General features: G+C 37.5%; 22 protein-coding genes and 1 tRNA gene. 12 read left to right on the top strand and 11 right to left on the bottom strand.

What is annotated here, in order from left to right:
- Nucleotides 1-50: 50 nt before the first annotated feature.
- A complete protein-coding gene (locus AACV33_RS10395; RefSeq protein WP_017022904.1) occupies nucleotides 51-503 on the bottom strand; it encodes a hypothetical protein in 453 nt (150 codons plus the stop codon).
- Nucleotides 504-614: 111 nt separating this feature from the next.
- On the bottom strand, nucleotides 615-1,622 hold the full coding sequence (locus AACV33_RS10390; protein ID WP_182700184.1) for a helix-turn-helix domain-containing protein: 1,008 nt from the start codon (nucleotides 1,620-1,622) through the stop codon (nucleotides 615-617).
- 276 nt (nucleotides 1,623-1,898) lie between these two features.
- On the opposite strand from AACV33_RS10390, the gene AACV33_RS10385 reads away from it, so the two are divergent.
- From AACV33_RS10385 to AACV33_RS10370, 4 genes are read left to right on the top strand one after another with little or no spacing between them, the layout of a single operon-like run.
- Entirely contained in the window at nucleotides 1,899-3,020 is a 1,122-nt protein-coding gene (locus AACV33_RS10385; RefSeq protein ID WP_182700183.1) for an HlyD family secretion protein, read from the top strand.
- A complete protein-coding gene (locus AACV33_RS10380; RefSeq protein ID WP_182700182.1) occupies nucleotides 3,010-4,029 on the top strand; it encodes a DUF2955 domain-containing protein in 1,020 nt (339 codons plus the stop codon). The genes AACV33_RS10385 and AACV33_RS10380 overlap by 11 nt, the downstream gene beginning before the upstream one ends.
- Nucleotides 4,030-4,055: 26 nt before the next feature.
- Entirely contained in the window at nucleotides 4,056-5,117 is a 1,062-nt protein-coding gene (locus AACV33_RS10375; protein ID WP_182700181.1) for an AI-2E family transporter, read from the top strand.
- A 2-nt stretch (nucleotides 5,118-5,119) separates the two neighbouring features.
- Nucleotides 5,120-5,782, top strand: a complete 663-nt coding sequence (locus AACV33_RS10370; protein ID WP_012550482.1) for a potassium channel family protein — start codon at nucleotides 5,120-5,122, stop codon at nucleotides 5,780-5,782.
- A gap of 445 nt (nucleotides 5,783-6,227) precedes the next feature.
- On the opposite strand, the gene AACV33_RS10365 is transcribed toward AACV33_RS10370, so the two are convergent.
- Entirely contained in the window at nucleotides 6,228-6,818 is a 591-nt protein-coding gene (locus tag AACV33_RS10365; protein WP_023603768.1) for a UPF0149 family protein, read from the bottom strand.
- A 325-nt stretch (nucleotides 6,819-7,143) separates the two neighbouring features.
- Between AACV33_RS10365 and AACV33_RS10360 the strand changes: the two genes are divergently transcribed.
- The 6 genes from AACV33_RS10360 to AACV33_RS10335 all read left to right on the top strand — a co-directional run bounded on the left by AACV33_RS10360 (nucleotide 7,144) and on the right by AACV33_RS10335 (nucleotide 13,049).
- Nucleotides 7,144-7,593 carry an L-alanine exporter AlaE gene (locus AACV33_RS10360; RefSeq protein WP_017022910.1) on the top strand — a complete coding sequence of 150 codons (450 nt, stop codon included), beginning with the start codon at nucleotides 7,144-7,146 and terminating at the stop codon, nucleotides 7,591-7,593.
- A gap of 392 nt (nucleotides 7,594-7,985) precedes the next feature.
- Nucleotides 7,986-8,073, top strand: a tRNA-Ser gene (locus AACV33_RS10355).
- A 454-nt stretch (nucleotides 8,074-8,527) separates the two neighbouring features.
- Nucleotides 8,528-10,459, top strand: a complete 1,932-nt coding sequence (gene mrdA, locus AACV33_RS10350) for a penicillin-binding protein 2 (RefSeq protein ID WP_182700180.1) — start codon at nucleotides 8,528-8,530, stop codon at nucleotides 10,457-10,459.
- Nucleotides 10,460-10,494: 35 nt separating this feature from the next.
- Nucleotides 10,495-10,890, top strand: coding sequence for an ACT domain-containing protein (locus AACV33_RS10345; RefSeq protein WP_017022912.1), 396 nt, complete (start codon nucleotides 10,495-10,497; stop codon nucleotides 10,888-10,890).
- Between the two features lie 266 nt (nucleotides 10,891-11,156).
- Complete coding sequence (gene hflX, locus AACV33_RS10340) at nucleotides 11,157-12,518, top strand: GTPase HflX (RefSeq protein WP_012550486.1); 1,362 nt, start codon at nucleotides 11,157-11,159, stop codon at nucleotides 12,516-12,518.
- A gap of 105 nt (nucleotides 12,519-12,623) precedes the next feature.
- Complete coding sequence (locus AACV33_RS10335) at nucleotides 12,624-13,049, top strand: GNAT family N-acetyltransferase (RefSeq protein WP_012550487.1); 426 nt, start codon at nucleotides 12,624-12,626, stop codon at nucleotides 13,047-13,049.
- A 52-nt stretch (nucleotides 13,050-13,101) separates the two neighbouring features.
- Here AACV33_RS10335 and AACV33_RS10330 read toward each other — a convergent pair whose 3' ends face one another.
- The 3 genes from AACV33_RS10330 to AACV33_RS10320 all read right to left on the bottom strand — a co-directional run bounded on the left by AACV33_RS10330 (nucleotide 13,102) and on the right by AACV33_RS10320 (nucleotide 15,818).
- Nucleotides 13,102-14,082, bottom strand: a complete 981-nt coding sequence (locus AACV33_RS10330; RefSeq protein WP_182700179.1) for a zinc-dependent alcohol dehydrogenase family protein — start codon at nucleotides 14,080-14,082, stop codon at nucleotides 13,102-13,104.
- 162 nt (nucleotides 14,083-14,244) lie between these two features.
- On the bottom strand, nucleotides 14,245-14,562 hold the full coding sequence (locus tag AACV33_RS10325; protein ID WP_012550489.1) for a hypothetical protein: 318 nt from the start codon (nucleotides 14,560-14,562) through the stop codon (nucleotides 14,245-14,247).
- Nucleotides 14,563-14,657: 95 nt separating this feature from the next.
- Entirely contained in the window at nucleotides 14,658-15,818 is a 1,161-nt protein-coding gene (locus AACV33_RS10320; RefSeq protein ID WP_182700178.1) for an MFS transporter, read from the bottom strand.
- 422 nt (nucleotides 15,819-16,240) lie between these two features.
- Between AACV33_RS10320 and AACV33_RS10315 the strand changes: the two genes are divergently transcribed.
- A complete protein-coding gene (locus AACV33_RS10315; RefSeq protein ID WP_023604745.1) occupies nucleotides 16,241-16,870 on the top strand; it encodes a hypothetical protein in 630 nt (209 codons plus the stop codon).
- Between the two features lie 45 nt (nucleotides 16,871-16,915).
- On the opposite strand, the gene AACV33_RS10310 is transcribed toward AACV33_RS10315, so the two are convergent.
- The 3 genes from AACV33_RS10310 to AACV33_RS10300 form a co-directional block, all read right to left on the bottom strand.
- The gene (locus AACV33_RS10310; protein WP_012550492.1) at nucleotides 16,916-17,770 is read right to left on the bottom strand and encodes a carboxylate/amino acid/amine transporter; all 855 of its coding nucleotides are present in this window, start codon (nucleotides 17,768-17,770) and stop codon (nucleotides 16,916-16,918) included.
- A gap of 130 nt (nucleotides 17,771-17,900) precedes the next feature.
- Nucleotides 17,901-18,275 carry a DUF333 domain-containing protein gene (locus AACV33_RS10305; protein WP_182700177.1) on the bottom strand — a complete coding sequence of 125 codons (375 nt, stop codon included), beginning with the start codon at nucleotides 18,273-18,275 and terminating at the stop codon, nucleotides 17,901-17,903.
- Nucleotides 18,276-18,306: 31 nt separating this feature from the next.
- Nucleotides 18,307-18,699, bottom strand: a complete 393-nt coding sequence (locus AACV33_RS10300) for a cystatin domain-containing protein (protein WP_017022917.1) — start codon at nucleotides 18,697-18,699, stop codon at nucleotides 18,307-18,309.
- A gap of 302 nt (nucleotides 18,700-19,001) precedes the next feature.
- Here AACV33_RS10300 and AACV33_RS10295 point away from each other — a divergent pair, with 302 nt between their 5' ends.
- Nucleotides 19,002-21,494: a bifunctional diguanylate cyclase/phosphodiesterase gene (locus tag AACV33_RS10295; protein WP_023604597.1), complete on the top strand. Its 2,493-nt coding sequence runs from the start codon at nucleotides 19,002-19,004 to the stop codon at nucleotides 21,492-21,494.
- Nucleotides 21,495-21,561: 67 nt separating this feature from the next.
- Here the strand turns inward: AACV33_RS10295 and AACV33_RS10290 are convergent, their stop codons facing one another.
- The gene (locus tag AACV33_RS10290; RefSeq protein ID WP_182700176.1) at nucleotides 21,562-24,717 is read right to left on the bottom strand and encodes a chitinase C-terminal domain-containing protein; all 3,156 of its coding nucleotides are present in this window, start codon (nucleotides 24,715-24,717) and stop codon (nucleotides 21,562-21,564) included.
- Between the two features lie 193 nt (nucleotides 24,718-24,910).
- Nucleotides 24,911-25,402, bottom strand: a complete 492-nt coding sequence (locus AACV33_RS10285; protein ID WP_017022919.1) for a type II secretion system protein — start codon at nucleotides 25,400-25,402, stop codon at nucleotides 24,911-24,913.
- Nucleotides 25,403-25,432: the final 30 nt, after the last annotated feature.

Here is a 25,432-nt window from a genome sequence, read left to right as displayed (position 1 = left end):
CGACCAATGCGGTCGCCATTTTTATCGGTTCTTTTAGTAAGCTTGATTAATTATTTTTTGTCACTTAAAGCAAAGTAAATTTTAGATACGGTAATTTCTGCTATGAGTATCGTAAATACTACGGCAAAGAAAGCAACGACACCATTTAATGGACCGTCAAACGATACCTTATCACCAAATAGAATATTAATTGCCTCTAACATAACGAATTTACTACCGACTAATATGACATAACTGCTTAAACCACGGTATATTTTTGGTGCGGTTCCTGGTTTGTTTTTAAAATAATCAGCAATTCTATGCTCTGCATTTATGGATAGTTTTAGTAATAACTGCAGGAGTATTGCAGCAGCAAAAGAGATTGTGAATGATTCGATATTCACAAAATCCCAATATTCATCAAAAAAGTTTAGTACAGTTAAATCGACCAATACTGCAAGTGTGTAACCTACAAATAAACGTTGTGGAGTATTAAAACCATATTCTTTTTCTACTGAGCTCATAGTAATTCCTAGCTATTAATTGAATTGTTCGATGTTGTTCTGTTTATTATATTGCCTAATCATCATTCGTATTAAAAGTGAAAGAAAATCGGTTGGCGTATAATGGTAAATTTATTGTGCAAGCCCAAGTATCGACTTTCTATATACTTTTGGTGTTAGCCCACTAATGCGTTTGAATGCCCGTGAAAAGTGGGAAATGTTGTTATAACCAAGTTGGTTTGATATATGAGTTAGTGAATGACCTTCTTCCATCAATTCACATGATATAGATAGAGTAAGGCTTTCTTTTAACTGTCTAAATGATGTTCTCTCTTCTTTTAGTCGACGTTGGAAGGTTCTGGTTGTCATTTGTAATAGCTTAGCGGCTTGAGTGATGCTGAGAGAGTGTTCACGAACATAAGGAAGCAACGAGGTAAAGACGCTATCACTGAAGCTAGAATGCCATTCAATGAATGGTTCTTTATGTTTCGTGTCTGATGGAATAAATTTAACGGTAGAATTGAGCGTTTTTTCATCAATTAATAACGCGCTTTTACTTTGAGCTATAAAGAATTGTGTTTTTTTATTTAGCGCTGAACGAATCACATCATCATCAATATGTTGGACCTTTACTTGTTCAGGAAACCAATCTGATTTTGTTAATGCCTGAATGAGTTCGATGATATATAAGACGGCAAATACTTCACCCCAAATAAAATAGAGTGTATTTTCGTAAGGGGCTGAGCGGCAAAGCCAATATTTATCATATTGATTTTCAAATGTAATTTCACTGCCGGGAGAGTCATGATTGAATATGGCATTTACTTTTTCAAGAGCTTCTTTAACGGTTGCGGTGGTATCAAATTGTTTAAGTATCTGGGGTATTATTCGTTGACGGAATGCGATGCGTAACAACTCGCTAAAACTATTTACGCCTACTTGTGAAGACAGTAAATATACGAGACGTTTCACCGGTTCTACGGGTAAATAGTCTTTATCTGTTTCAAAAAGATCGGGTGGTAAACCGGAGTCATTTAATAATGCCTGAATATTGATCCCGTGCTTTGAAAAAACGTCTAAAAGGATTTTTGTGTATCCAGTCCGGATCATTGGTAGTGGTTTTGAGGCTTTTTTTATCATTAATATCTCCCTTCTTTTTACTAATCCATTCTTTATAGAATTAATTATTGGCGTAAAGTGGTAAGTTTTCATCCTACTTAGTTTGATATATTGATTTATCTGTTCTTTTTGCGACAGGTAACTCAAATGCAAAGTGCGACAGTGTTTCTATCGTTAGAATTTATTATTTTAATAAACTATTAAATAATAAGTGACTTTTGATAAACATCACTCCATTAATTTAAGAAAGCAGCTATACATATATGAATAGAATCAATTAGGTAGTAGGTTATAAATATGACGGAAAAAATAGAAGACACAAAGGCAGAAAACAAATCAGTTAATCAAACGGTTAAAAAGACAAATAAAGTCCGGAAAATAACAAATTACCTACTAATCACGGTCATTACTTTATTATTATTTAGCATTATTTCTGATCGAGTCATTCCACTTACAGATAACGCACGAGTGAAGGGGTATGTGGTTCCAATTAAACCACAGGTATCAGGGCAAGTTTTTGATATTTTAGTTCAGCCTAATCAGCTTGTAGCACAAGGAGAGGTACTCGCTAAGCTAAATCCTGTCGATTATGAAATTGCAGTAAAACAAGCAGAACAAAATTTGGAAATTGCAGGTCAAAATGTTGGGGCGCAAACGGCAGTGATTGCTTCTTCGCAAGCAAGATTAACGAGTGCGAATGTTGAATTAGAAAATGTGAGATTACAATCTGGTCGAATCCTTGAAATGGCAGAGCGTGGAGTTGTGTCTCAATCTGATGCTGACCAATCTCGAGCATCACTGGCAACGGCAAGGGCAAATGTTGTTAATGCACAAGCTGATCTTGAGAAATCAAAACGCCAATTAGGAGCCGATGGAGAAGACAACAGTCAGATTAAAGCGGCGTTATTAGCATTAGAGCAAGCCCAAATTAATTTAGAACGGACAGAAATCAAAGCACCTACCGCTGGTGGTGTTTCTAATTTTAGTTTATCTGAAGGTTTTTACGCGTCAGCGGGACAGCCTATCATGACATTTGTCTCGACAGAAAGCATATGGATTGAAGCTTATTTTCGAGAGAATAGCTTAGGTAACATTAAGGTTGGAGATGCTGTTGAGGTTGCGCTTGATTTTGCTCCAGGAAAAGTAATTAAAGGCACAGTAACGAGTGTCGATTGGGGGGTTGATTGGGGGCAGAATGATCAAGCGGGTAAATTAGCGCAAGCGAATAATCAAACGGGTTGGTTACGTCAAACACAAATGCTACCGATAGCGATTGAGTTTGATCACTCACAAGCAATTGGATTACTACGAATTGGTGGCCAAGCGGATGTGATCGTCTACAGTGGTGATAATGTTATTTTTAATACTATTGGTAAATTGTGGATCCGCTTTGTGAGCTTGATGTCTTATGTCAGATAGCCTTATCGAGGATTCTCGAACCCAAACTAAGATAATAAGATATACCGTCGGTGTTGGCTTAGCGGTGTTTTTAGCTGCGTTGATTGATTGGCCATTGGCGTTTGTAGCACCAGTATTTGTCGCTAAATTTTTATTAGATAAACCAGAGTTAAACAAAGAAACCATTTATGAATTGATGCTCGCGATGGTCGTAACCATTGCGCTTGGATTATTTTTATCGAATGGCATCACCCAGTACCCAATTCCAATGTTAATCCTTATCGGATTAATGATGTTGTGGGGGTATTATTTGTTTACTGATCCTAAGTGGAACTTGTTTGCAACAATATTAATTATTGCGGTACTTATGTTGCCCTTTATGGCGATATCAAATCCTAGTGTGTCTGTATTTTTAGCCATTGGATTAAGCAGTTCTGGAGTTGTCGCGGTACTTATTTTTGCTTTTGTTCATATTTACTTCCCTGAGTCAGAATCGAAATTCACAGGTTATCAATCTTCCCCATTATCAAAGCAACAACGATGGTATGCGGCGTTTAGAGCGATGATTATTTCTTTTCCTGTAGTTTGTTTTTTCTTTATTTTTCAAATATCAGAAGCACTATTAACGATGATGTTTATTGCGTTGCTGTCATTAATGATAACAGGTGAGAAATCGATTAAATTAAGTGCATTTTTAATTCTTAGCAATGGTATTGGTGGTTTACTCGCCATCGGTGTATTTGGTGTTTTAAGCCTTGCACCTAACATCATTTTTTATACATTATTTATTTCACTTGTGGCCATTATTATGGCGACACAAATTTATACTAAACCAGAAAAAGCCCCGATTTACGCAACCGCATTTAGTACTGTACTTGTGTTGTTAGGCAGTACATTAATGAGTTCAGGGGAGATTGATAACAATATTTTTATACGTATATTTCAATTATTTTTGATTGGAATTTATATGATCGTTGTTTCTTTCTTTTTAGAGACGCGTCATTGGAAATTTTTAACTATGCAAACTTAAGTGCGCATAAATAACAAGGAATGTTTATGAAACTTGAAGCGAACTTTTCAAAACAAGCAATTGATGCGTTCATAAAAATTGCAGCCATTGCGATTCTACTTTATTGGTGCTTTTCTATATTAAGGCCTTTTATATTACTTGTGGTTTGGGGGGGAATTATCGCAACTGCGTTATATCCAGTCGTATCATGGGGGCATAATAAATTTAGAATAAGCAAAGGCAAGATGAGTGGGGGGTTAGCTTTTGTTGGTGTATTACTCTTATTGGTGCCGCTTATTGCACTTTCTACTGGTTTATATACGAGTGGATCAGAATTAATTTCTGGTTACCAAGATGGGACGATATCAATTCCTAAACCAGCAGCAAGTATGGCTGATTGGCCTGTTATTGGTGAGAAAGCTTATGCATTTGGTGTTCAAGTATCGTCTAACTTAGAAAGTGTGCTTTTAAAATATGGAGAAGAAGTTAAGGCGATTGCTGGTCAATTAGCTTCTTTAGCTGGTTCGCTTGGCGGTGGTTTCATACAGTTTATTATCTCTACCATTATCGCGGGTGTTTTTATGGCTAATGCTGATAAATGTGAACGTGCCTTTATCGTAATAGCAGATAGACTTACTGGTGAGCACGGTGAAGCATTAACGACATTATCAAAAAAAACCGTGAGAAGTGTTGTTCAAGGGGTGATTGGTGTTGCTGTAATACAATCGATGATGGCAGGTTTAGGCATGGCATTCGCGGGTGTTCCTGCTATTGGGTTATGGATGCTACTTGTTATGCTTGTCGCGATAATCCAGCTCCCTCCTATCTTAGCTCTGTTGCCTGTTATTTTTTACGTTTTTAGCGTAGATACCACGACAACGGCTGTCATTTTTCTTATTTGGTGCATTATCGTTAGTGGCAGTGATGCGATATTAAAACCAATGTTGTTAAGTCGTGGTTCTAATATTCCTATGTTGGTTATTTTATTAGGGGCATTAGGTGGAATGGCGATGTCAGGTATTGTCGGTTTATTCGTTGGGGCAGTAGTCTTGAGTTTAACTTATCAGTTGTTTACCGTTTGGTTAGATAGTGAATCAAAAGAGGAGTAACAATGAAAAAAGTGTCAAGGGATGATAATTTCTACTTTTTATTTTTTGCTTTATTAGGTCTTCTGTTTACTAGTTCGGTAATGCAACAACTATTTGAAGGAGGCCAAAAAATGATCTTGGCGTTGATCATTATTTGTTTGGCGGTTTCTATTGTGGGTGTAAATCATAAACAAACCTTTTATCGAAGTTGGTATGGCTTTTTATTAAGTCTTGCCGCAATCTCGGGAATATTTTCATTTTTTGAAGGTTATGATTGGTCCTTAATTACATTAACAGCGTTATTGTTTTTTTTACTGTCTCATACTTATGCCGCGCTAAAGCAAGTCATGTTAACAGATTATGTTAGCCGCAATCAGATCGTAGGGTCTGTTTGCGTTTATTTATTGCTTGGGATGTCATGGGCAATTATCTATCTTATTCAAATAGAACTTTTTCCACAGGCATTTTATGGTATTGAAGATAAGGCTTGGATAGATAATTTATTTGAAGTGATTTATTTTAGTTTCATTACATTAACAACGGTAGGGTATGGCGATATTTCACCTGTTTTACCCATACCTAAATTCTTTGTTTTTTTAGAGTCACTTATTGGTAGTTTTTATTTAGCGATAATGGTGGCAAGTTTAGTGAGTAGTCGTTTAAATCAGTCAGACAACCAACGTTAATTGATTTGACGTACTGACCGTAAAATCTCGTTATCTTTTAAATAAAGTAACGAGATTTTTTATTTTATTATAGGGATTAAGTCGTTATTATCTCATAACATAACGGTATGTTTTCTTACTTGTCCAAACGAGACCTTTACCTATATTTAAGCATGAGTTTATTACAAACTGAGATATAGAAATACCGAGTTCTTTTGCGACTTTTAGTATGTGATAAAAATCTGAGTGTTTAAAATCATTCATTGTCATTTTTTGCTTCCAAAAGTTGGTGGCATCCAATCCAAAGTGTTTTTGATGGAAGAATGATACGTTGAAAACAAAAATGATAATTACCATTTAGCGCCAATGATGAAATGCATTACTGAGTAAATATCATGATTCATATAATAAAAAATGGCGACCGATTTGGTCGCCATTTTTCTGGAAAATCTTTGTTTATCTAGATTTACTCATCTCTGCTTGCATCTGCTTCTGCTAGTTCACTACCACGCATCGTTAAGCCACAAAGCATCATTGGTACCGCTTTGTAGATTTCTACGAATTCGTCCAAGCCTGCAATGCCTTGCTCTTTTAATGTAGATAATGCGGTTTCTGGATCAAAAAGCATGCTGATTGAAAGTAATACACCACCAAGTAATGCGTTATTTTCACTATTTTCTGGCATCAACGTTTCCCAATCATCACGCGTTAATTGCCAACCTTGTAACAAACCTTCAGAAAACTGACGAGTTTGTGTGGTTACAATTTCTTCATCGTCAAGTTGGCAAGCTTCTGGCCATTGCCATTGACCATTTAAGAAAGACTCGCGATATTCATTCCATAAATTGACAACTGCGTTTGCATAATCTTCTAACTCTTCAGCTGTTGTAAATGGAGATACTTCTTCACCACCCCATAGAAAAGCTAACCATTCATTTGGGCTAATTAAGTTAGGAGCAACAGCCATAGCGGCAACAAAGCCTTGAGTTTGGGCTTCTGTTAGTAATGTATTTTCAAATTCAGGGTTTGAAAGAATTTCAGTAAGTGATAAAGACATAATATTCTCATTTCATTCAAGTTTTACTCATTGTATCAAGAACTTTTCTCCTTGTCTGAACTGAAATGTTACGCGGTATTTGATAGTGACAAGTTGCAATATTGTGAAATTAAACTACGAAATGTAAGAGGTAGCGGATTAATCTGATTTTAAATCAGAAAATAGTTGTAAATTTACTACATGCTTTTAACTTCGATATCTAATTCTGATTAAGTTGTGATTTAATAGCGATAATTACTGCTCATGCCATTATTGGTGGTCGGTATGACTGTAGGTTGCACTTTGAGTAGTATTATTAACTTTATTTTTTGGGGATAGAAAAAGAATGTCTAGAAAAGGACCATTTAGTATTCGCAATGCTGCGGCTGATACATTTGCAATGGTGATTTTTTGTTTTATTACGGGCATGTTCATTGAAATTTTTATTTCAGGAATGACGTTTGAGCAATCTCTAGCGTCACGCACGCTGTCTATTCCAGTTAATATAGCGATTGCATGGCCTTACGGTGTTTTTCGAGACTTTATGCTACGCCAAGGATCTCGAGTATCATCGATGTCGTTTATAAAGAACGTTGCAGATTTAACGGCTTATGTATTATTTCAATCACCGGTTTACGCGGCTATTTTATTTACGGTTGGGGCGAGTACCGATCAAATAATTACCGCAGTATCAAGTAATGCGGCTGTTTCATGTGTGATGGGTGTTTTTTATGGATATTTTCTTGATGCATGCCGTAAAGCATTCAAAGTTCCTGGCTATACGCAAAGAGTGTAAAAATTAGTAACATAAAAGCAGTATGCATTGTTAATGCTTATGTATAAAATGTAAAGAATACATTTTATTAATGCATCTCCCGTTTGAGACCTAATTTAGATTAATGGAATAATGAAAAGACATTTTTATGCAATGCTGTTTTTAAGCCTTATTGGTTTAATTGGTATTTCTACAATTTCAGCTGCACCATTTTTGTAATTAACGTGCAGTAGTGACTTTATTTTTAAACAGTAAATCTGTGATTTTATACATAATAAGCGCTTCAATACGCTTATAAGATCGTCATGGCGAACAAAAATAAAGCAAATAGACATATTCAGTAAGAAAGGCCTTGACCCTAAGCGGTTAAATCATTAAATTAGCGCTCGTTGTCTTGAAAGAGTCAACGACTTGGTGAGTTGTCCGAGTGGCTGAAGGAGCACGCCTGGAAAGTGTGTGTACGGCAACGTACCGAGAGTTCGAATCTCTCACTCACCACCACATTTTAAAGCCCTGATTATTCGGGGCTTTTTCGTATCTATAGCTTGCTCAGTGCCCACTGAGAGTACAAAAAAGAGTACACAAGCTAACGATAATCTAAAAAATCTACTGCATACCCTCTAAAAATAATGCGTATTTAATCTTCATACTATTACTTTTCAGTGCTTTACCACTTTCTATTGTGATTTTTTATTCTATTCATTTCTGTTTTTATCTTTTCTGAATATCTATTGGTTTTAACCGGGTGATCTAACTTGATCCGTCTTAGCGCTTGATATTCACAAACAAGTTATTCTATTTGATGTTAGTTTTCGGTAAAAAATGACAGGGGGTATCGCAAATGGATCTTAAGCGAGTATATTAGAGCCCTATTTAATACATTAAATCCTGCCAATAAATACCTCACAGAAAAGAAGGTAGAGTAGTGACCGTCCCTCAGTTATAAAGAGTTGTTATGCCCAACAGAAAGATGCTATTCAGAGATCATCAATTTGAAATATCCTTATTTGCTCGACGAGTTATTATTGCTTTCCTATTTATATTGGTAGGTATTGGAGGGTTGATTTATAACTTATATCATCTGCAAGTTGAAGATCACAATCAGTATCAAGCTCGTTCAAACAATAACCGTATTAAAGTTATTTCTGTTGCGCCGAATCGTGGTCGAATTTATGACCGCAATGGGGTACTACTCGCACAAAACGTCCCTGTCTATGCTTTAGAGTTAATTCCCGCCAAGATAGATGATATGGAGGGTACATTAGCGTCATTAAAAAAAATGCTGAGTTTGGATGATGATGAAATCACTGAATTTAAAAAGGCAATGAGCCGAACGTTAAGGACTCGCCCTGTTACCTTAATAGAGCAGATGAGTGAAGTGCAAGTTGCTGAGTTTTCAGTGAATCAATTTCATTATGATGGAATTCATATTGATGCGTATCTTGAACGTTATTATCCATACGGGGCCAGCTTAACCCATGTTTTAGGTTATGTCGGTAAAATTAATGATCGTGATATTCGTCATCTTAAAGAAGGGAATAAATACACTAATTATAAAGGCACTCGTACTATCGGAAAGTTAGGTATTGAGCGTTATTATGAAGACACATTACACGGCCAATCAGGCTACGAAAAAGTAGAAGTGGATAGCCGTGGACGTATTGTTCGAACTCTTGATTATGTCGCTCCAATTTCAGGTAAAGACATAAAATTAAATATTGATTTGGGTCTGCAGTTGTATGCTTATAAGCAATTAACGATTCAGAAACAAAATCCTACGACTCATAAGATGGAAGATTATCATCGTCGTGGGTCTATCGTGGTGTTGGATCCTAGAGATGATTCGGTATTAGCGATGGTATCCAGTCCTAGTTATGATCCGAACCTGTTTGTTCATGGTATATCATCAAAACATTATAATGCCTTATTGAATGATCCTGATCTTCCATTATTAAATCGAACGACTTTAGGCGTTTATCCTCCAGGTTCAACTGTGAAACCACAGATAGCAGTGGCAGCGTTGAGTGTGAAGGTGATCACACCAAGTACAACAAGTAATTTCCCTGGTTGGTGGAGAATACCACACTCTAAAAGCCGTAAATTTCGTGATGATGTTCGTTGGGGGCATGGTGAGGTGAATGTTGTAAAGGCGATTGAAAAGTCAGTAGATACCTTCTTCTATCAAGTTGCTTACGATATGGGAATTGATCGATTGTCGGTATGGATGAATAAATTCGGTTATGGGGAACCATCTGGTATTGATATTAAAGAAGAAAGCTCGGCTAATATGCCAACACGAGACTGGAAACATAATAATTATCACCAAGCTTGGTATCAAGGCGATACAATCCCTGTTGGTATTGGACAAGGTTATTGGACTGCAACGCCAATGCAAATTGCAAAAGCGACCGCGGTTGTTGCAGATAAAGGTGTGGTACATCGACCACATTTGCTAAAATCAGTGATGGAAGATGGGCAGTTTGAATCTGTGGCATTTAAAGATTTTCCGCCCGTCAGTGGCGCTAAAGAACAATATTGGGATTTAGCAAAAGAAGGAATGCATCGCGTATTAGTGTCAGGGACGGCACGTAAATTATTTCAAAATTTAGCGTACGAAGCGGGTGGTAAAACAGGGACGAGTCAGGTATTTGGTTTAGCAAAAGGTGAAGAATACGATTCAGAAGAGGTGGCAGAGCACTTGCGAGATCATGCTTTATTTACGAGTTTTGCCCCATTAAATACGCCCAAGGTTTTAGTTGCAGCGGTACTAGAGAATGCAGGGTGGGGGAAATATGCGGCTCCAATTGGTCGTAATATCATGGATTATGTCCTGATCAGTCCTAAAGTTAACTTAGATGATAATTCATCTAAATTACCACCAACTTAAATTAGACAATGTTGAGAAAATAAAGGAATGTGTAGATGAGTGGAATTGTAGATTTAAAGATATTATTGAAATCGATGTCACCAGAGCTTCAGAGTGATGAGTATGTTTTTTGTTCTTTGCCTGGTGAGTATGGTGACTATCAGCATTTAATGCCATTGGCGTCTTTTAGAGAAAAAGAAGGGCTTACTTTAGTGGTGACTAAAAATCACGCAGAGCAAGAAGGAATTGAATTTGAATCGACATTCAAAGTCATTACTTTAACAATTCATTCAAGTTTAGATGCTGTGGGTTTAACCGCGGAAGTTGCTAGAAAATTAACTGAGCATAATATTAGTGCGAACGTTATTGCGGCTTATTATCATGATCACATTCTTGTTCAAACAGAGAAAGCCGATGCGGCAATGTTAGCGTTGTCTGAATTCTCTGCTTGATGTAAGTTGATCGCCCCCTCATATCTTACCGTTCAAGCTGCTCAGAAAATCAGCCCTGAAACACTAAATGTATGGTCTTATTGAAAATGTAAGGTTGAAAAGGTGATATAGCGGAATATACTCGCTAAATGACGTCGTTTTTTCTCCAATTAAAATAATATATGTATTTAGTGTTCTATTCCTCTATAAAGCTCATCTATAACAGCGTAGGATCAGGTAACTTTAGATAAAACCAAGTTTGCACTTAGGTGCACTAAGAGAAAATAATGAAACTAACAGAAAAAGCATCACTTACTAATGCTTTACTTATTTCTATCTGCACACCGCAGTTTAAAGGTGATGAGGCAAAAGACTCACTTGCAGAACTTGCTCGCTTAGTGACTACCCTAGGGTTTAAAGTCGTCGGTACGCAGTCGCAAAAACAAAGTTCTACTCAAAAAGTGAATGTTCTGGGGTCTGGTAAATTGGCTGAAATAGCGCATCTTACTGGTAATCAAGGCGAGAGTGATGACGCTGATACTGAAGATTTCTTTGATGAGACAGATTTTGACGACGTTCCTTCAGAAGATCTGCCATTTGCATGCGCTGATGTAGTGGTATTTGATTGCGATTTAAGTCCGTCACAGTTACGTAATGTCGAAAACCAATTAGGCATTAGAGTGTATGACCGTACCGGTATTATTATTGAAATCTTTAGTCGTCACGCTCGTACTCGAACGGCACGTTTACAAGTTGAAATGGCTCGCCTTAATTATGTCGCACCGCGATTAAGAGAATCGACCATTGGTGATAATGAACGCCAAATGGGTAAAGGTGCCGGTGAAACTGATCTAGAGCTAGATCGCCGTAAAGTTCGAGATCAATTAGCTGAATTACGTCGAGAGTTAGAAAGCGTTCAAGGTGAGCTGAAAGGCCGCCGTAAACAACGTTCAGAGCTTTTCTGTGTGGCTTTAGTTGGGTATACCAATGCAGGTAAATCCTCCATGATGCGAGCGCTTACGGGAAGTGAAGTATTAGTAGAAGATAAACTTTTTGCTACGCTTGATACGACGGTACGTGCACTCTATCCAGTGACTCAGCCTCGTATCTTAGTATCCGATACTGTTGGTTTTATTAAAAAGCTGCCTCACGACTTAGTTGCCTCATTTCACTCAACACTAGCGGAAGCACATGATGCTTCATTACTGCTTTATGTTGTTGATGCCTCTGATGCGTCTTTCCGTACACAACTTGATGTTGTGCATGAAGTACTAAAAGAAGTCGGGGTTGAAGACGTTAAGAAACTACTTGTACTTAATAAATCAGACCAACTGACTGTTGAGCAACAAGAAGAGTTAATGGAAGAGTTTCCTGATGCGATGATGACGTCAACTCGAAACCCGCTTGATATTGCTAAACTACACAAATATATCGTTGGGGTTTCTCAACACGAAATGATTGAAGAAGAGATCATTGTGCCTTATACCGCTAAAGGTATTATTGGGGAAATTCGTTCAAGCATGAGTGTCGTTAAAGAAGAATATGAATACAGTCATATTAAACTGACAGTACGATCAAGTGCCATTGACTTAGCAAGATTAGAAAAGTTAATGTCGAATTTAGACGAAGAAAATAACGAAGAGTTATAAGTCTAAGTTTCATGTGTATTGATAAAGGTTGAAGGCATTAATGCTTTCAACCTCTATAACATACCCTAATACCAATTTGATAATAAATATAGCGTGAGTATTAACATGTTTGAAGTTAAGAATGTTGAATATACCGGTGATCATAAAAGTGCGATCCGTAGCATCCGTGATACGGTGTTTATTAAGGAACAGCAGATTGATCCTGAGATTGAATTCGATGGTTTAGATGAGGTCGCGGTACATGCGCTTGTGTTATCTGATGGTAAAGCGGTAGGAACGGGTCGCATTCTTAATGATGGGCATATCGGACGTATTGCAATTATTAAAGAGTACCGTGCGCAAGGTTTGGGCTCTAAAATTGTGTTATCGCTGATGAGTGTTGCTGAAAATAATGAGTATCAACGTGTTTATTTAGGTTCGCAAAAGCACGCAATAGACTTTTATACTAAATTAGGATTCCAACCTTATGGCGAAGAGTTTATGGAAGCGGGTATTCCACACTTATCAATGGAAAAACAATTAAATAAATAATGCGTTTGTCGTTCAATACGTTTTTTATTCCATACAGTATTGAACGAGAGTATTAAAATGTAATCAGTATTTTCCCTTTTTTTGTCTTTTTCTTATCTTGAATATAAGTGATGGCTTTATGGATCTCATTTAAAGAAAAATGAGCGCTAATGATCGTATCTGCAATGCCACTATAAACGAGCAGCATGACTTCATTGAGTTTTTCTTGGATGATGTTTTTTTCTGAAGAATGAATCCATTGTCTTAGGTGAAAATAAGAAAAATCAATATCAGATCGTTCACGCCAAAAAGTAGGGGGGATTGGTTTTCCTGATAATAAACCGTAGTTAATGAATTGTCCGCCTTCTTTAAGTAAGTGTGATAATTGCAAGGCTTCTATCCCTCCAACACAATCAAGAACCGCGTCTATTCCAGTACTCTGTTTACTCTCCAAAAGCTGTTGTACGCTATCTCTGTTTTGTATATTGATGATGCTACGAACATTACATCCTTCAAAATCTGCTTCTGTGTTATCTCGACGAACCAATGCTATTGGCGTTATTCTTAGGTGATTGAGCATCCGTATTAGTATGAGTCCAATCGCTGAGTTGGCCGCATTGATGACTAATGTCATTTCTTTGTGTCGACGTAAGCGTTCCGATACGATCAACCATGCTGTCATTGGGTTTATGTAAGAGGTTGCCGCTTGTTCATCGCTTAGTTGGTTTGGGATCGTAAAACACCATTTTTCGTCTATATTTCGATAGTGTTGCCATGCGCCAGCACTGCCAATAGGGAGAACTCGGTCGCCAATAGAAAATGCAGAGTGTGAATCGTAGCGTTCTTTTATTATACCAAGGCCTTCAAAGCCTGGAATAAAAGGGAGCGGTATACGCGAGCGATAAGCCCCTGAAATGGTAATTAAATCAGATGGGTTTATTGTGCTGTAACGCATTTTTAGCTGAATCTGAAAGGGAGTCAAAGGTTTTGAAGTATAAGGTTCTACTGTGATAGATTCTGGTGCTAAACCAAATTGATGAACAATTGCTCTCATTGATAACTGCCTAGATACGCGCTTGAAAATGAAAGACAATATGTAACATATCAGAACGAATGATGAAAGAATTACCGAAATAAGTCTATTTACTAGAGACTAAACGAAGAAAGCACACCGTTAATTAAACCGTGTGCTCTTATTATTCGATTAAAAAATTATTTAATAATCGCCGTCGCTTGGTTCGATGAAGAACTCACCATCAGCGGTTTCTGTAATTTCTAGAATTTTCACAATCTCACCATTAATGGTGATGTTTGCTAGACGAACAGGATCTTCATCATAAGGATGGAAAGGTGCTAACTGCATCTCGATACGATATTCTTCATCGTCAGGGCCTTGGAACCAACCTTCGCCAAAGTCTAGCTCAATCTCATCGCCTTCTTCTGGGCAAGTGTGATATGCAGAAACAATTTGGGCGCCTTCAAAGCTTAGGGTAATCGTATCACCCCATTCCACAACGTATTGTGTATCTTCCATTGGTCATTACTCATCAAGAATTCTTAGGGCTATTGTATCGCTATGAACCCTAAGAACCTAGTTTTTATGAAAAGAAAGGCTTTACCGGTTAGAAGTTATTCGCCAGCAACCATTGGTCGCTGTTGGCGCATACTCGCTAGTAACATATAAATAGCGGTCGCTAGTAGAATGGCGAATAAATAGCTCATTAAACCTTCAGCAGTGTTCATTAGTGTATTTGCTAATACAGGGCCACATACAGAACCAATGCTATAGCTAAATAGCATTACTTGTGTTGCTGAAACAATGTAAGACTCATCCAACTGATCACAACCCAAAGAGATAGCAATAGGATAAATAGCAAAAGCGGCCATGCCTAGAAGCACCAATGAGGTTGCTAGAACGGCAGCATGATCACTTAGCGTAGTTAATCCAATAGCAAAAACGCCCAGCACGCAGAATAATGCCATCAATAATGTTTTCCCTAAGTGTCGAGATAAGTACGAAACTAATGGTTGAACTGCCATTCCACCTAAAACAATCAACGCCATTAAGCTGCCAATTTGAGTGATATTAATATTACGGTGTTTTAGTTCTAGAGGCATCAGGCCATAAACTGCACCGAGTAATAAACCAGAAACAACGCAGCCCATAATAGACGCTTTGTTTAGTTTTAAAATTTGTTTTAGGTTTAATATATTATGATGCTGAACTTGGGGTTGAGCACCTTTACCAAACAGTAAACATGCAATAGCCATCATAAGTAAGCCAATGATCATATAATAAGGAAGTAACCCTTCAATACCAATAAAACCGATACCCAGTTGACCTAAAGATGAACCACCGTATAAAGCACCCATGTATAAACCTAAGCGTTTTGGACGACTTTCAGCGTCACCAATAAGCAGCCAAGATTCAACAACAACAAAAACGCCTGCAACCGCAATACCAGCCACAAAACGAAGAGTCATCCATACCCATTCAACAGGGGCTACAGGTAAGATCACGATAGTTGCAGCAAGTAATGCTAAGAATAATACAAATGCATTTTTGTGACCAAGACGAGCAACAAAAGGTTCAATTAATCCTGCGCCAACTAATAGGCCTGCGTAAAAAGCACTTGCTAACCAACTGGCGTATTTCGCCTCCATTCCATATTGACTTAACATCAATGGGATAAGACTCATTAAGTACCCAGATGCTATAGCAAATAAAGAAAGTGCAATCACTGGAACGAATAAACCAGATTGTGATTGAGTTGATGTTGTTGTGTTCACCGCAGTGCCTCAAATAATGAATAGGAAGTAGATTTTCCGCGACTATGAGGCTAAAAAGCGACCAAGTAAAACGAGTAATTTTTCTTGTAATGATTAAATTTACTAATGGTAAAAGGGATATTTTAGAAAGTTAAATTTTGTATAAATATATAGATATTACAGGGCGAAACACACTATTTACGCTAGTTATTGATAAGATTGTTATTATTTGTTTTGTTGATTGAATTGGGTTAAATGGAAAGTTATGTTTTTATTATGTATTAATAAATTTAATCTAAATTATCAAGACGTAAAGATAACCTCTATTTTAATATGGTCTTAATTTTAAGAGGGCAGCAGCGTTGCTATTGTCATTTGAGAGGCAGAATATTGGAGCTTGTAAATTACGTCATATTCCTATCAACCGTATTAGAGGTAGCCTTTTGAATCACATTATCCGCCAGATCTTTGAACCTAAAAAAATAATGCTTTATTTTGTTTTTGCATTTATTCCTGCAATCTTATTTTATGCACTTTCACTTGTTGGATTGCATCAGGCACTTGGGTTTACACCTATGCAGGTCTTGCGTGATTTAGCGCAACAAACAGAAGTACATAGCTTTTTAGGTTTTCTTTCTAATATTGGAGTCTGGTTTTGGATTTCCTCACTCGCGGTTGCTTATTTCAGTGCTATTTATCTACACAGTGGCAAACACAGAAGGTTGTTGATATTAATGGGAATGCTGGCATCTATCTTAGCGGTAGATGATTTCTTCTTAATTCATGATCGTTATGTAAATCAATATATCTGCTATTTCTTTTATGTGGTGGTGGCATTAGCGCTATTGGCTTTTCATTTTAAAGATATTGTTGAAATTGATGGATTTGCATTTTTAGTTGCTGGAGGATTACTTGCGGGTTCTATCGCTACAGATGTTATTCAAGGGTATTTGCCGTTTGGTTATGAAGTGACTCAAGTATTTGAAGAAGGCTGTAAATTTATTGGTGCAGCTTCATGGTTATATTTTACTTGTACTGCTGCGTCCTATGGTTGTAAGAGAGTAGAGAAGTAATTGGTAAAGGGGCACTATTTATTATTTTAATAGTGCCCTATTTATTTATCGAGAACGTCGTTTTTCTAATTGTTGGTTGACGATTAAAGCGATGAGAATTAACCCTCCACCAAGGCTTAAACGGAATATATCAGCATCGCGATTCCAAATGACTAAGTTGACTAATATCCCCGCTGGAATTAATAAATTATTCATGACTGCTAGAACGCCAACATTGACCAGTGTTGCCCCTTTATTCCACATGAAATAGCCAAGCCCAGAAGCAATTATCCCTAGATAAACTAATACTCCCCATTGTGTCGATGTTGTTGGAAGTTTTTCACTATTTCCAAAAAGGGCATAACACACGCTTGCTACAACCAACGCGCCAATAAAGAAAAAACCAAATACGTTTTTTTGTTCAAGTTGGTTATCTTTCATTAATCGTTTATAAGTGACTTGTCCTGTTGCAAAGCACAGGTTCGCGCCTTGTACGGTAGCAAAACCTAATAAAAACCCGGCATCTATGCCATTGTATCGGATAGCTATTGCTCCAAGAGTGGCAATGAGAGCGCTGATCATAAAATGAGGGTGAAATTTACCTTCAAAAGCATCGTTTAATAAGGTGATATAAATGGGTGTCATTACGGTGAAAAGTAAAACTTCAGGAACCGTTAAATAGAGAAAAGATTGATAATAGAAAACGTACATTAACCCAAGTTGGATCGCGCCAATGAGCATTAATTTAATAGCGATTGGCAAAGGGACTTGTTTTGGACGTAAGAAAGGAAGAAAAACAAGCGTCGCTAGGCCTATTCGCATTAAGACAGAGAACCAAGCATCGACTTGTCCTGCTAAATACACGCCAATTAAACTGAATGAAAAGGCCCAAAGTAAGGTTATTGAAAGTAAATACGACATGTCTAATCCATTAATAAAAGCAATGAAGGCATTCTAAATGAGATTTACTATCAGTAAAGAAAAAGATAATAAAAAAGGCTGAGAAATCAGCCTTAATTTTATCTACTTAGAAGAAGCCTAAGTTAGGGTATTATTTTTGATTGCTACGAAAGAAATCCCAAGCATCAACCATTTCACCATTTTTTAGTGTGCACGTGCTGTTATCTAAATTATAAGCACCCAGTTGGTCAATACAATAAGTTGCAGCAGGGTTTGGCTTGCCAATTGGTTTCTCAACTGGTTTTGTCATCGTGTGCTTTTGGCTGCGGTAGTATTCCCATCCATTCACAACTTCACCAGTATTTAAGTTACAGTTACCTGACTCTACATCATAAGTTCCATGTTCAGCACAAAATTCAGCGGCTGGATTGGCTTTTTGAGCTGTTGTTGGTTCTTGTGTGCCTGAAGAGCTGCACGCAGCTAAAGAAAGAAGCAGGCCAAGTGTAATGCATGTTTTCTTAAACATAAAAAATCCTCTTAAAACAGTATAAATGAAATTATTGGCAATCTTGAGTCATGCTGCCTTGTTGCGCGGGTTGGGTCATTTTGAATTTGCCATCAAGACTTCTAAATACTCGAGTATTCCAAATTTGACCGTCATCAAGCTCAAAATCAATCGCGTAGTTAATGCCATTAACAACTTGTGTTTTCACTTCGGTAATTTGTTTTAGTTTTGCAGATGTATTCATCATGCTTAACACATGATTTAAAGCGGCTTCAACTTCTGGAGTTACGGTTGATGTTACCCAACCTCCACTCATTCCATTATCAACATTACACAGTGGATTTATATTATCTGAAGATAGTAGTGTTGTTGATTCTGTTTGTTGGGAGCATCCTGCTGTGAATAATAAAACAGTTGATAGTGTTAATATAGCAATGCGTTTCATGAAAACCTCAAGATGGTAACTATTTATTTAATACCCACTAATTTAGTACGGAGTTAAGGGTTATACAAATCAAATTTACACAGGTTATTGTGAGTCTCATATTCAGGGCAATTATTTCAGGATAAATTAATCGATTGATTATTAATGTGTCTATAATTTACTTAAGTAACAGGCGTGCTTATATTTGGCAGGAGTCACATTTTTTTCTGTTTGATATTAATGATAGTAAGATTATTACTGTTATTAATTTGTAAATTTATTATCATGTCATGTTGTATTTCTAATTTTGGAAATGGGTATTGATGCCACGACAATCAGATAAAAAACTACTAATGCTGATTTCTATTATGCCAATTGTATTAATTGGTGTGTTTACATTCGTGTTAAACGCAATGGTGATTCATGAAAATAGATCAAAAGTAGAAATTTTAATTGAATCCGTTTATCGAGAATCTGTTGATCAACAGAAAGATCAAATTAAGCATCAAGTAGAAAATATTTTTCAGCAAATAGAGTATGAACGTAATTTGGCAGAAACAACGCTAAAGAAACGGATAAAAGAACGAGTGGATGATGGGTATAACACTATCCGTTTTATCTATGAAAAAAACAGAGACAAAACAAAAGCAGAACAACTTAGTTTAATTTCCAATGCATTACGACAAGTTAGATTCAATGAGGGAAGAGGGTACTTTTTTATTCATTCAATGGATGGTATTAATATTATGCATCCTATTTTTCCTGAGTTTGAAGGGACGGACATTAGCCAATTTCAAGACGTCAGAGGCACCTTTGTACATAAAGAATTAACCGCATTATTAAAAAAGAAAGGCGAGGGCTTTAGTCGTTGGTGGTACCCAAAACCGAATGGTTCAGAGCAAGAGTTTGAAAAAATAGGATACGCAAAATATTTTAAACCGTTAGATTTATACATCAGTACGGGGGAGTATATTTTTGATATAGAGCACGATATACAAGCGCGTTTATTGAGTTGGATATCTGAAATTCGTTATGGAAAAAATGGATATATTTTCCTATTAGACTCATTTGGTAATGTACTAGCCCATTACAATAAAGAGTTTGTTAGCCCACAAAAATACACAGTAGACACCCCAAATCCAATGAATCTAACTAAGAAGATGTTAGAAATCGCTCAAAAAGGTGAAGGTTTCATTGAGTATACCAGTTCATTTAAACCAGCGACTTTAGGGCCTGCAGAGAAACTCAGTTACATTAAAGGGTATAAACCATGGGGATGGGCAATCGGTGCTGGAATATACACGGCGGATACTGAAAAGCTATTAGAAGAAAAAGAACAAATGCTGATTGTTCAAAATGAAAAAGAGTTAATGAAGATATTATTATTAACATTAACCTTGGCTTTTATTTTAACGTTGTTGTCATTAGCGGTAAGTCGCTATGTTGAAATGCGATTTAATCGATTTAAAACTCGTATTCATCATGATTTTACGACGCTAGAAAAAACGAAAAATAAAATGCAGCATATGGCCTTACATGATTCTTTAACGCAACTTCCTAATCGAGTGATGCTTGAATCTAAAATTGAATTGGGTATCCAGCGTGCTGAATTGTCAGAAAAGAAATTGGCAGTGATGTTCGTTGATTTAGATGATTTCAAAAAAATAAATGATCGCTTTGGTCATGAAGTTGGTGATGTCTTACTTAAGAAAATAAGTTCTAAATTTAGTCGTATGCTTAAAGGACAAGATATAGTCGCCCGATTTGGGGGGGATGAATTTGTGTTCTGTTTCCCATTATTAACCTCGGTAGAAGAAGCAGAAGTCAAAGTAGAGCTCATTAAATCTGTATTTAATGAGCAATTTTTGATTCATGGTAAAGAGATATCGACAAGCTGCAGCATTGGTGTTGCGATGTACCCAAGTGATGCGAATAATTCGACGGCTCTTATTTCTAAAGCTGATATCGTGCTTTATAAGTCCAAAGAAAAACAAAAAGGGGGCTCACTCTTTTTTGATCAAAGTATTGATGACCAAGTCAGTTATGAGTTTCATCTAGAAGAAGAATTACGTTTTGCTTTAGATCGTTCAGAAATTTTTGTTTGTTATCAACCACAGATAAATATTCAAACGGGTAAATTATGTGGTGTTGAAGCGTTATGTCGATGGAATAATAAAAAGCTGGGCTTTGTTTCTCCTGTTGATTTTATTGCGGCGGCAGAAGAAATTGGGATTATTGATTCGATTGGTGATTTTGTATTGCAGCGAGCGTGTGAAGACTTATTGGCGTTTATGCCAAATGGAAAAGAGGCAGCGAAAGTGTCGGTGAATATTTCTCCGAAGCAATTAATTCAGCCAAATTTCATTCAACGTGTGATGCACATTATTGAACAAACAGGCATCGATGTATCGCGAGTAGTATTAGAGATAACAGAGAATATTTTAATCAGTGAATTAGATAATGTGTCTCCTATTCTACAAAAACTACAACAATTAGGCTTTGGTATTTCATTAGATGATTTTGGTACGGGTTATTCGTCATTAAGCTATTTGAATATTTTGCCAATTACAGAGATTAAAATTGATCGAACTTTCATTAATAGTTTGTTTGTAAATGAGCAAAGTGAAACCTTAGTTAAGGCGATTATAGCGATTGGTGCTTCATGTCAAATGACGGTTGTCGCCGAAGGGGTAGAAACGAAAGAGCAGTTTGATAAATTGAAAGAGTACCAATGTGATTTAGTTCAAGGCTATTATTTTGATAAGCCACTCTCGATAGAAGATCTTCGTAGTAGATATAGAATTACTCCCTCATAATAATGATGTTTTAATTTGATAAAAATAAAAAGAGCAGTCATTGAATGGCTGCTCTTTTTGTTATTAATTAAATATTACACACTTTTGTCCAACTGCCATCGCTGCCTGGCGTCGCTGATGTCCACCAGTTTGCTTGATAAATTACGTTATTATGAACGATTTTATCGCCAGTGTTTGCATGACTAGGGTTACCTGCCACATCTGTTTGTGGTAAGTCAGGGTACGTTACTAAACCTGTCGCGTCACAGCCTGCATCAGGAATACCACCATTATCACCACCGCCAGTAGATAAGTCAGCGACAGGTAAATCTGGTTGTTCAAAGGTAAATGCATATTCAATGTTATTAATTTTTACTGAATAATTTGCAGGACCAGAGATTGGTAGGTAATACACCATGTCTAGTTCATATACGCCACCAGCAGGAAGAGCTTTCCAAGCAGGAAGAGTAAAAGCAACCCGATGCATTGTGCCATCTAGACCACCAATATTATCTGCACGAGTGTGACCAGAAGCGATGACTTGTAAACCACCACCAGATTGATCTTTTGCGTTATCAGGTGCAGATACAGGGATGTCAAATTGGAATTCAGTTCCACCAGGAATGTCTTGTCCTGTGTTGTTTGTGAAACTGATTTTTGGATTGATAGGGTAGTTTTGATCACCCACTTTAAATCCATCAATCGAAATAGCAATATCAACGGTTTCTGTTGGAAGTGCTCCCGTAGCAACGGTATTACCATAAGGCGTTGCGGCGGCGAATTTATCGTAGATCGCTTTAGTCATGGTATTACCCATGTGGTATTCACCATTGCCAGTTTGACATGCGGCTTCCGTGGCATCTACTGAAGTACGTTTACCGTTGGCATCAAGTACGTAACAGTTATAATCGCCAGCAAGTTCCCAGAACATGATGCCGCCGATCTCTTTATCGATCACGTAATCCGCTTTTACGTTAATAGATGCTTTATCTTCTGTTGATAAGAAGACTTTTTTCTCTGCATTCCACAACCAAGGGGCAACGGCAACATTATCGTAATGACGAGTATAAGTGCCGACCAATTTATCCGCAGGATCATTTGCAGGGTCTAACCCATAAATGTTTGCATAAGAACCAAAGATACCTTCTTGAAGGTTTTTAGCATGCCACATAGGGTTAGAGCCTGCGCCCATTTCTTGGCCGTATGAGTTCTTATCATGCCACATGTTATCGATACCTAATGCACCGTAACCACAGTTGTTTTTCTCACCTTCACCAGTACCAGCATCACACTGTGCTTGATCTGGTAATGGTGCTCGACCCCAAAGGCCATTTTCACCACCAGTGACACCTTGCCAACCACGAGTATAGTAAGGAACACCAATATTGATTCGACCTGCTGGCATAGAACCACGGAAGTAATGGAAAGCCCAATCGGTATTTAAATAGCCAATACCCCCGTAAGCTTCAGTGTCATAAACACTCCATTGTGCTAATTCAGAATCTTTGCCTGTATCAAACAATGCGGCATTGTGGCCAACATGATCGTTCCACGCGCCGTGTAAATCGTAAGACATGATATTGACGTAATCGAGATACTTAGTGACGGCCATTGTTTCCATGCCACGGAGAAGGTAAGCAGAAGATGGAGCGGCAATCGTTAACATGTAATGGATATTATCTTCCGAACTAGCCACATCCAGCTTTTCACGTAGAACGCGCATTAGTTCATGATATGACTTCATTAAGTAAGGACGACGTGATTCAGAGAACGTCTTATCGTCAGGGTTACCGGCACCAGCCATTGATGTTGGGTACTCATAATCGATATCTAGACCATCGAATTTATACTTACGCATCATCTCAACAGCAGAAATTGCAAATTTTTCGATTGCTGCTTGATTGATACTGCCATCGGCATTGGTTGTCATAGTATAGAAACCGCCATCAGCAACGCGGTTTCCGTCGGTACCAAAGTGACCGCCTGTTTCAGCCCAGCCACCAATAGAAATGAGTGTTTTAACACCGTGTTTTGCTTTTGCTGTTGCTAATGCACCGAAGTGACCCTTAAAGCCAAGAGTTGGATCAATTTCAACACCTGCCCACTCTTTGCCTGTGGCCGCATTATTTGGGTCGGTTACATCACCGACATTCACATTGCCATCAGAACCAATACTTACGAAGGCATAGTTTATATGCGTTAATTGCTCCCAAGGAATATCGTTAACCAGATAACTGTTTTGGTCATCACCACCATCACGCCAGCTAGTGAAATAGCCGATAACACGACGAGGGTGATCGGCCCCCATTAACTCACGACCTTCTTTATCATAAACAGTACAGTATGGAACATTTACCCCTTCAGTTTGATACATACCATCAGGACGGCAGTTGTCTGCAATAGGAAGTGAACTTGTTACGGTTAATGTAGAAGGAGAAGAGTTGGTCGATGCGCCTAAATTATCGGTTGCTTTTGCATAAACAGAAAGTGAACCAGCAGCCGTTGTTTTGTATTGTAGAGTATAAGGTGCGGTTGCTGTGGTACCAATAAGCGTATTGTTTACGTAGAAATCGACTTTATCAATCGTTCCATCAGAATCGGTTGCATCAGCGGTTAATGCGACGATAGCCCCCACCTCTACACTTGACGCAGATAAGTTTAAACTTGCCGTTGGCGCAATATTGTCAGTTGGAGTCCCGGTTACAGCTACAACAACAGAGCTTTCAGTGCTGACGGCACCTTTATCATCATAAGATTGAGCACTAAAGGTATGAGATCCTTCAAGAGCTGTCCAAGGAGCGCTATAAGGGGAGGTCGTTGATGATGCTATTACTGACCCATCAACCGAAAAATCAACGCGAACGACTGAACCATCACTGTCCGCCGCAGAAGCGGTTAACGTTACAATATCCCCAATAGCGATGTTATCTGTTGAGCTAGGAGAGGTCAAATCGACGGTTGGTGCAATATTAACAAGATCACCAGAGCAAGAGCCTAAGTCTTGCCATGCACCCCATTCACCAGCCGTTGCCGGATCATTATTCTGAGTCCAATACTTTGCTTTATAAGCATTATTTCCCTGTTTCACTTGGTCACCACCATTATAAACGGTGTCGCCACTCCATGTATTTAGAGGACCGCAATCTATCGCAGCTTGAGCATTAAATGCCATAAGACAAGAAATTGTGAGGGTAGAGAGGGTAAATTTATAATTATGTTTTCTTTTTAAATTTGAATGTTCCATTTCATATCCTTAAAGATAATTCAAAAATCATCAACCACTTTTTAATCGATGTGAAATAAGATTAGAATAGAAATAAATATGTGCTAGGAACAATTTATAAATTACAGGACAGATCTCAATAAAACTCATGTAAAAGTGAATAGTTGCACAAGTTTTTGTATGAAGGTGGGGTATTTCTAATTAAATTATGTGATTAACAACCAGTATCAATCAATTCAAATTCAGGGATTGCAGATCTATTTACCGCTTCACTGTATTTAATATGACACTTATCAGTACTGTATTTTTTACTTCTGTGCATGAAAGTAATATAGGGTTTACTGGTGTCATTATGAAAATACCATTCAGATGGAATATTGTCATTGTATTGAGAATCAACAAAAACTTGATTCATTAGTTTATTCCAAGATTTGGCTGCATCGGCTTTTGGGTAACCATATACAATGTGAATATTATCACCAAGTATTGTTATAGACCCGCTTGCTTGAGTGTCAACTCCTGCAAGAATTGTTTTTGGGTGTAGTTGGTTCATTGCTCCAGTCATTTCTCCTTTTAGCCCTTGTAGCGCTGAAATTCGAGAATCACGTTGAAGGTTTATAAATTTTGATGCTGCAGTAATTGCTAAGATACTTAAAACCACAATTACAATGATAAGTTCTATCAAAGTGAAGCCTTTCTGTTTCATCGTATGCAATCCTGATTATTTAGAAGGCTA

The organism is Aliivibrio sp. SR45-2 (assembly GCF_963890165.1).
GTDB lineage: Bacteria > Pseudomonadota > Gammaproteobacteria > Enterobacterales > Vibrionaceae > Aliivibrio > Aliivibrio salmonicida.
Note: the sequence above shows the minus strand (reverse complement) of the source record. Positions and strands in the feature narration are given on the sequence as shown.

Bases quoted from the DNA above. Each gene is read 5' to 3' on its own strand.
- AACV33_RS10285 (WP_017022919.1), bottom strand. From the start codon at position 25,402: ATGAAACAGAAAGGCTTCACTTTGATAGAACTTATCATTGTAATTGTG.
- AACV33_RS10380 (WP_182700182.1), top strand. From the start codon at position 3,010: ATGTCAGATAGCCTTATCGAGGATTCTCGAACCCAAACTAAGATAATA.
- AACV33_RS10330 (WP_182700179.1), bottom strand. From the start codon at position 14,082: ATGAGAGCAATTGTTCATCAATTTGGTTTAGCACCAGAATCTATCACA.
- mrdA (WP_182700180.1), top strand. From the start codon at position 8,528: ATGCCCAACAGAAAGATGCTATTCAGAGATCATCAATTTGAAATATCC.
- AACV33_RS10395 (WP_017022904.1), bottom strand. From the start codon at position 503: ATGAGCTCAGTAGAAAAAGAATATGGTTTTAATACTCCACAACGTTTA.
- hflX (WP_012550486.1), top strand. From the start codon at position 11,157: ATGAAACTAACAGAAAAAGCATCACTTACTAATGCTTTACTTATTTCT.
- AACV33_RS10295 (WP_023604597.1), top strand. From the start codon at position 19,002: ATGCCACGACAATCAGATAAAAAACTACTAATGCTGATTTCTATTATG.
- AACV33_RS10385 (WP_182700183.1), top strand. From the start codon at position 1,899: ATGACGGAAAAAATAGAAGACACAAAGGCAGAAAACAAATCAGTTAAT.
- AACV33_RS10370 (WP_012550482.1), top strand. From the start codon at position 5,120: ATGAAAAAAGTGTCAAGGGATGATAATTTCTACTTTTTATTTTTTGCT.
- AACV33_RS10300 (WP_017022917.1), bottom strand. From the start codon at position 18,699: ATGAAACGCATTGCTATATTAACACTATCAACTGTTTTATTATTCACA.
- AACV33_RS10345 (WP_017022912.1), top strand. From the start codon at position 10,495: ATGAGTGGAATTGTAGATTTAAAGATATTATTGAAATCGATGTCACCA.
- AACV33_RS10390 (WP_182700184.1), bottom strand. From the start codon at position 1,622: ATGATAAAAAAAGCCTCAAAACCACTACCAATGATCCGGACTGGATAC.
- AACV33_RS10305 (WP_182700177.1), bottom strand. From the start codon at position 18,275: ATGTTTAAGAAAACATGCATTACACTTGGCCTGCTTCTTTCTTTAGCT.
- AACV33_RS10360 (WP_017022910.1), top strand. From the start codon at position 7,144: ATGTCTAGAAAAGGACCATTTAGTATTCGCAATGCTGCGGCTGATACA.
- AACV33_RS10375 (WP_182700181.1), top strand. From the start codon at position 4,056: ATGAAACTTGAAGCGAACTTTTCAAAACAAGCAATTGATGCGTTCATA.
- AACV33_RS10290 (WP_182700176.1), bottom strand. From the start codon at position 24,717: ATGGAACATTCAAATTTAAAAAGAAAACATAATTATAAATTTACCCTC.
- AACV33_RS10325 (WP_012550489.1), bottom strand. From the start codon at position 14,562: ATGGAAGATACACAATACGTTGTGGAATGGGGTGATACGATTACCCTA.
- AACV33_RS10365 (WP_023603768.1), bottom strand. From the start codon at position 6,818: ATGTCTTTATCACTTACTGAAATTCTTTCAAACCCTGAATTTGAAAAT.
- AACV33_RS10310 (WP_012550492.1), bottom strand. From the start codon at position 17,770: ATGTCGTATTTACTTTCAATAACCTTACTTTGGGCCTTTTCATTCAGT.
- AACV33_RS10335 (WP_012550487.1), top strand. From the start codon at position 12,624: ATGTTTGAAGTTAAGAATGTTGAATATACCGGTGATCATAAAAGTGCG.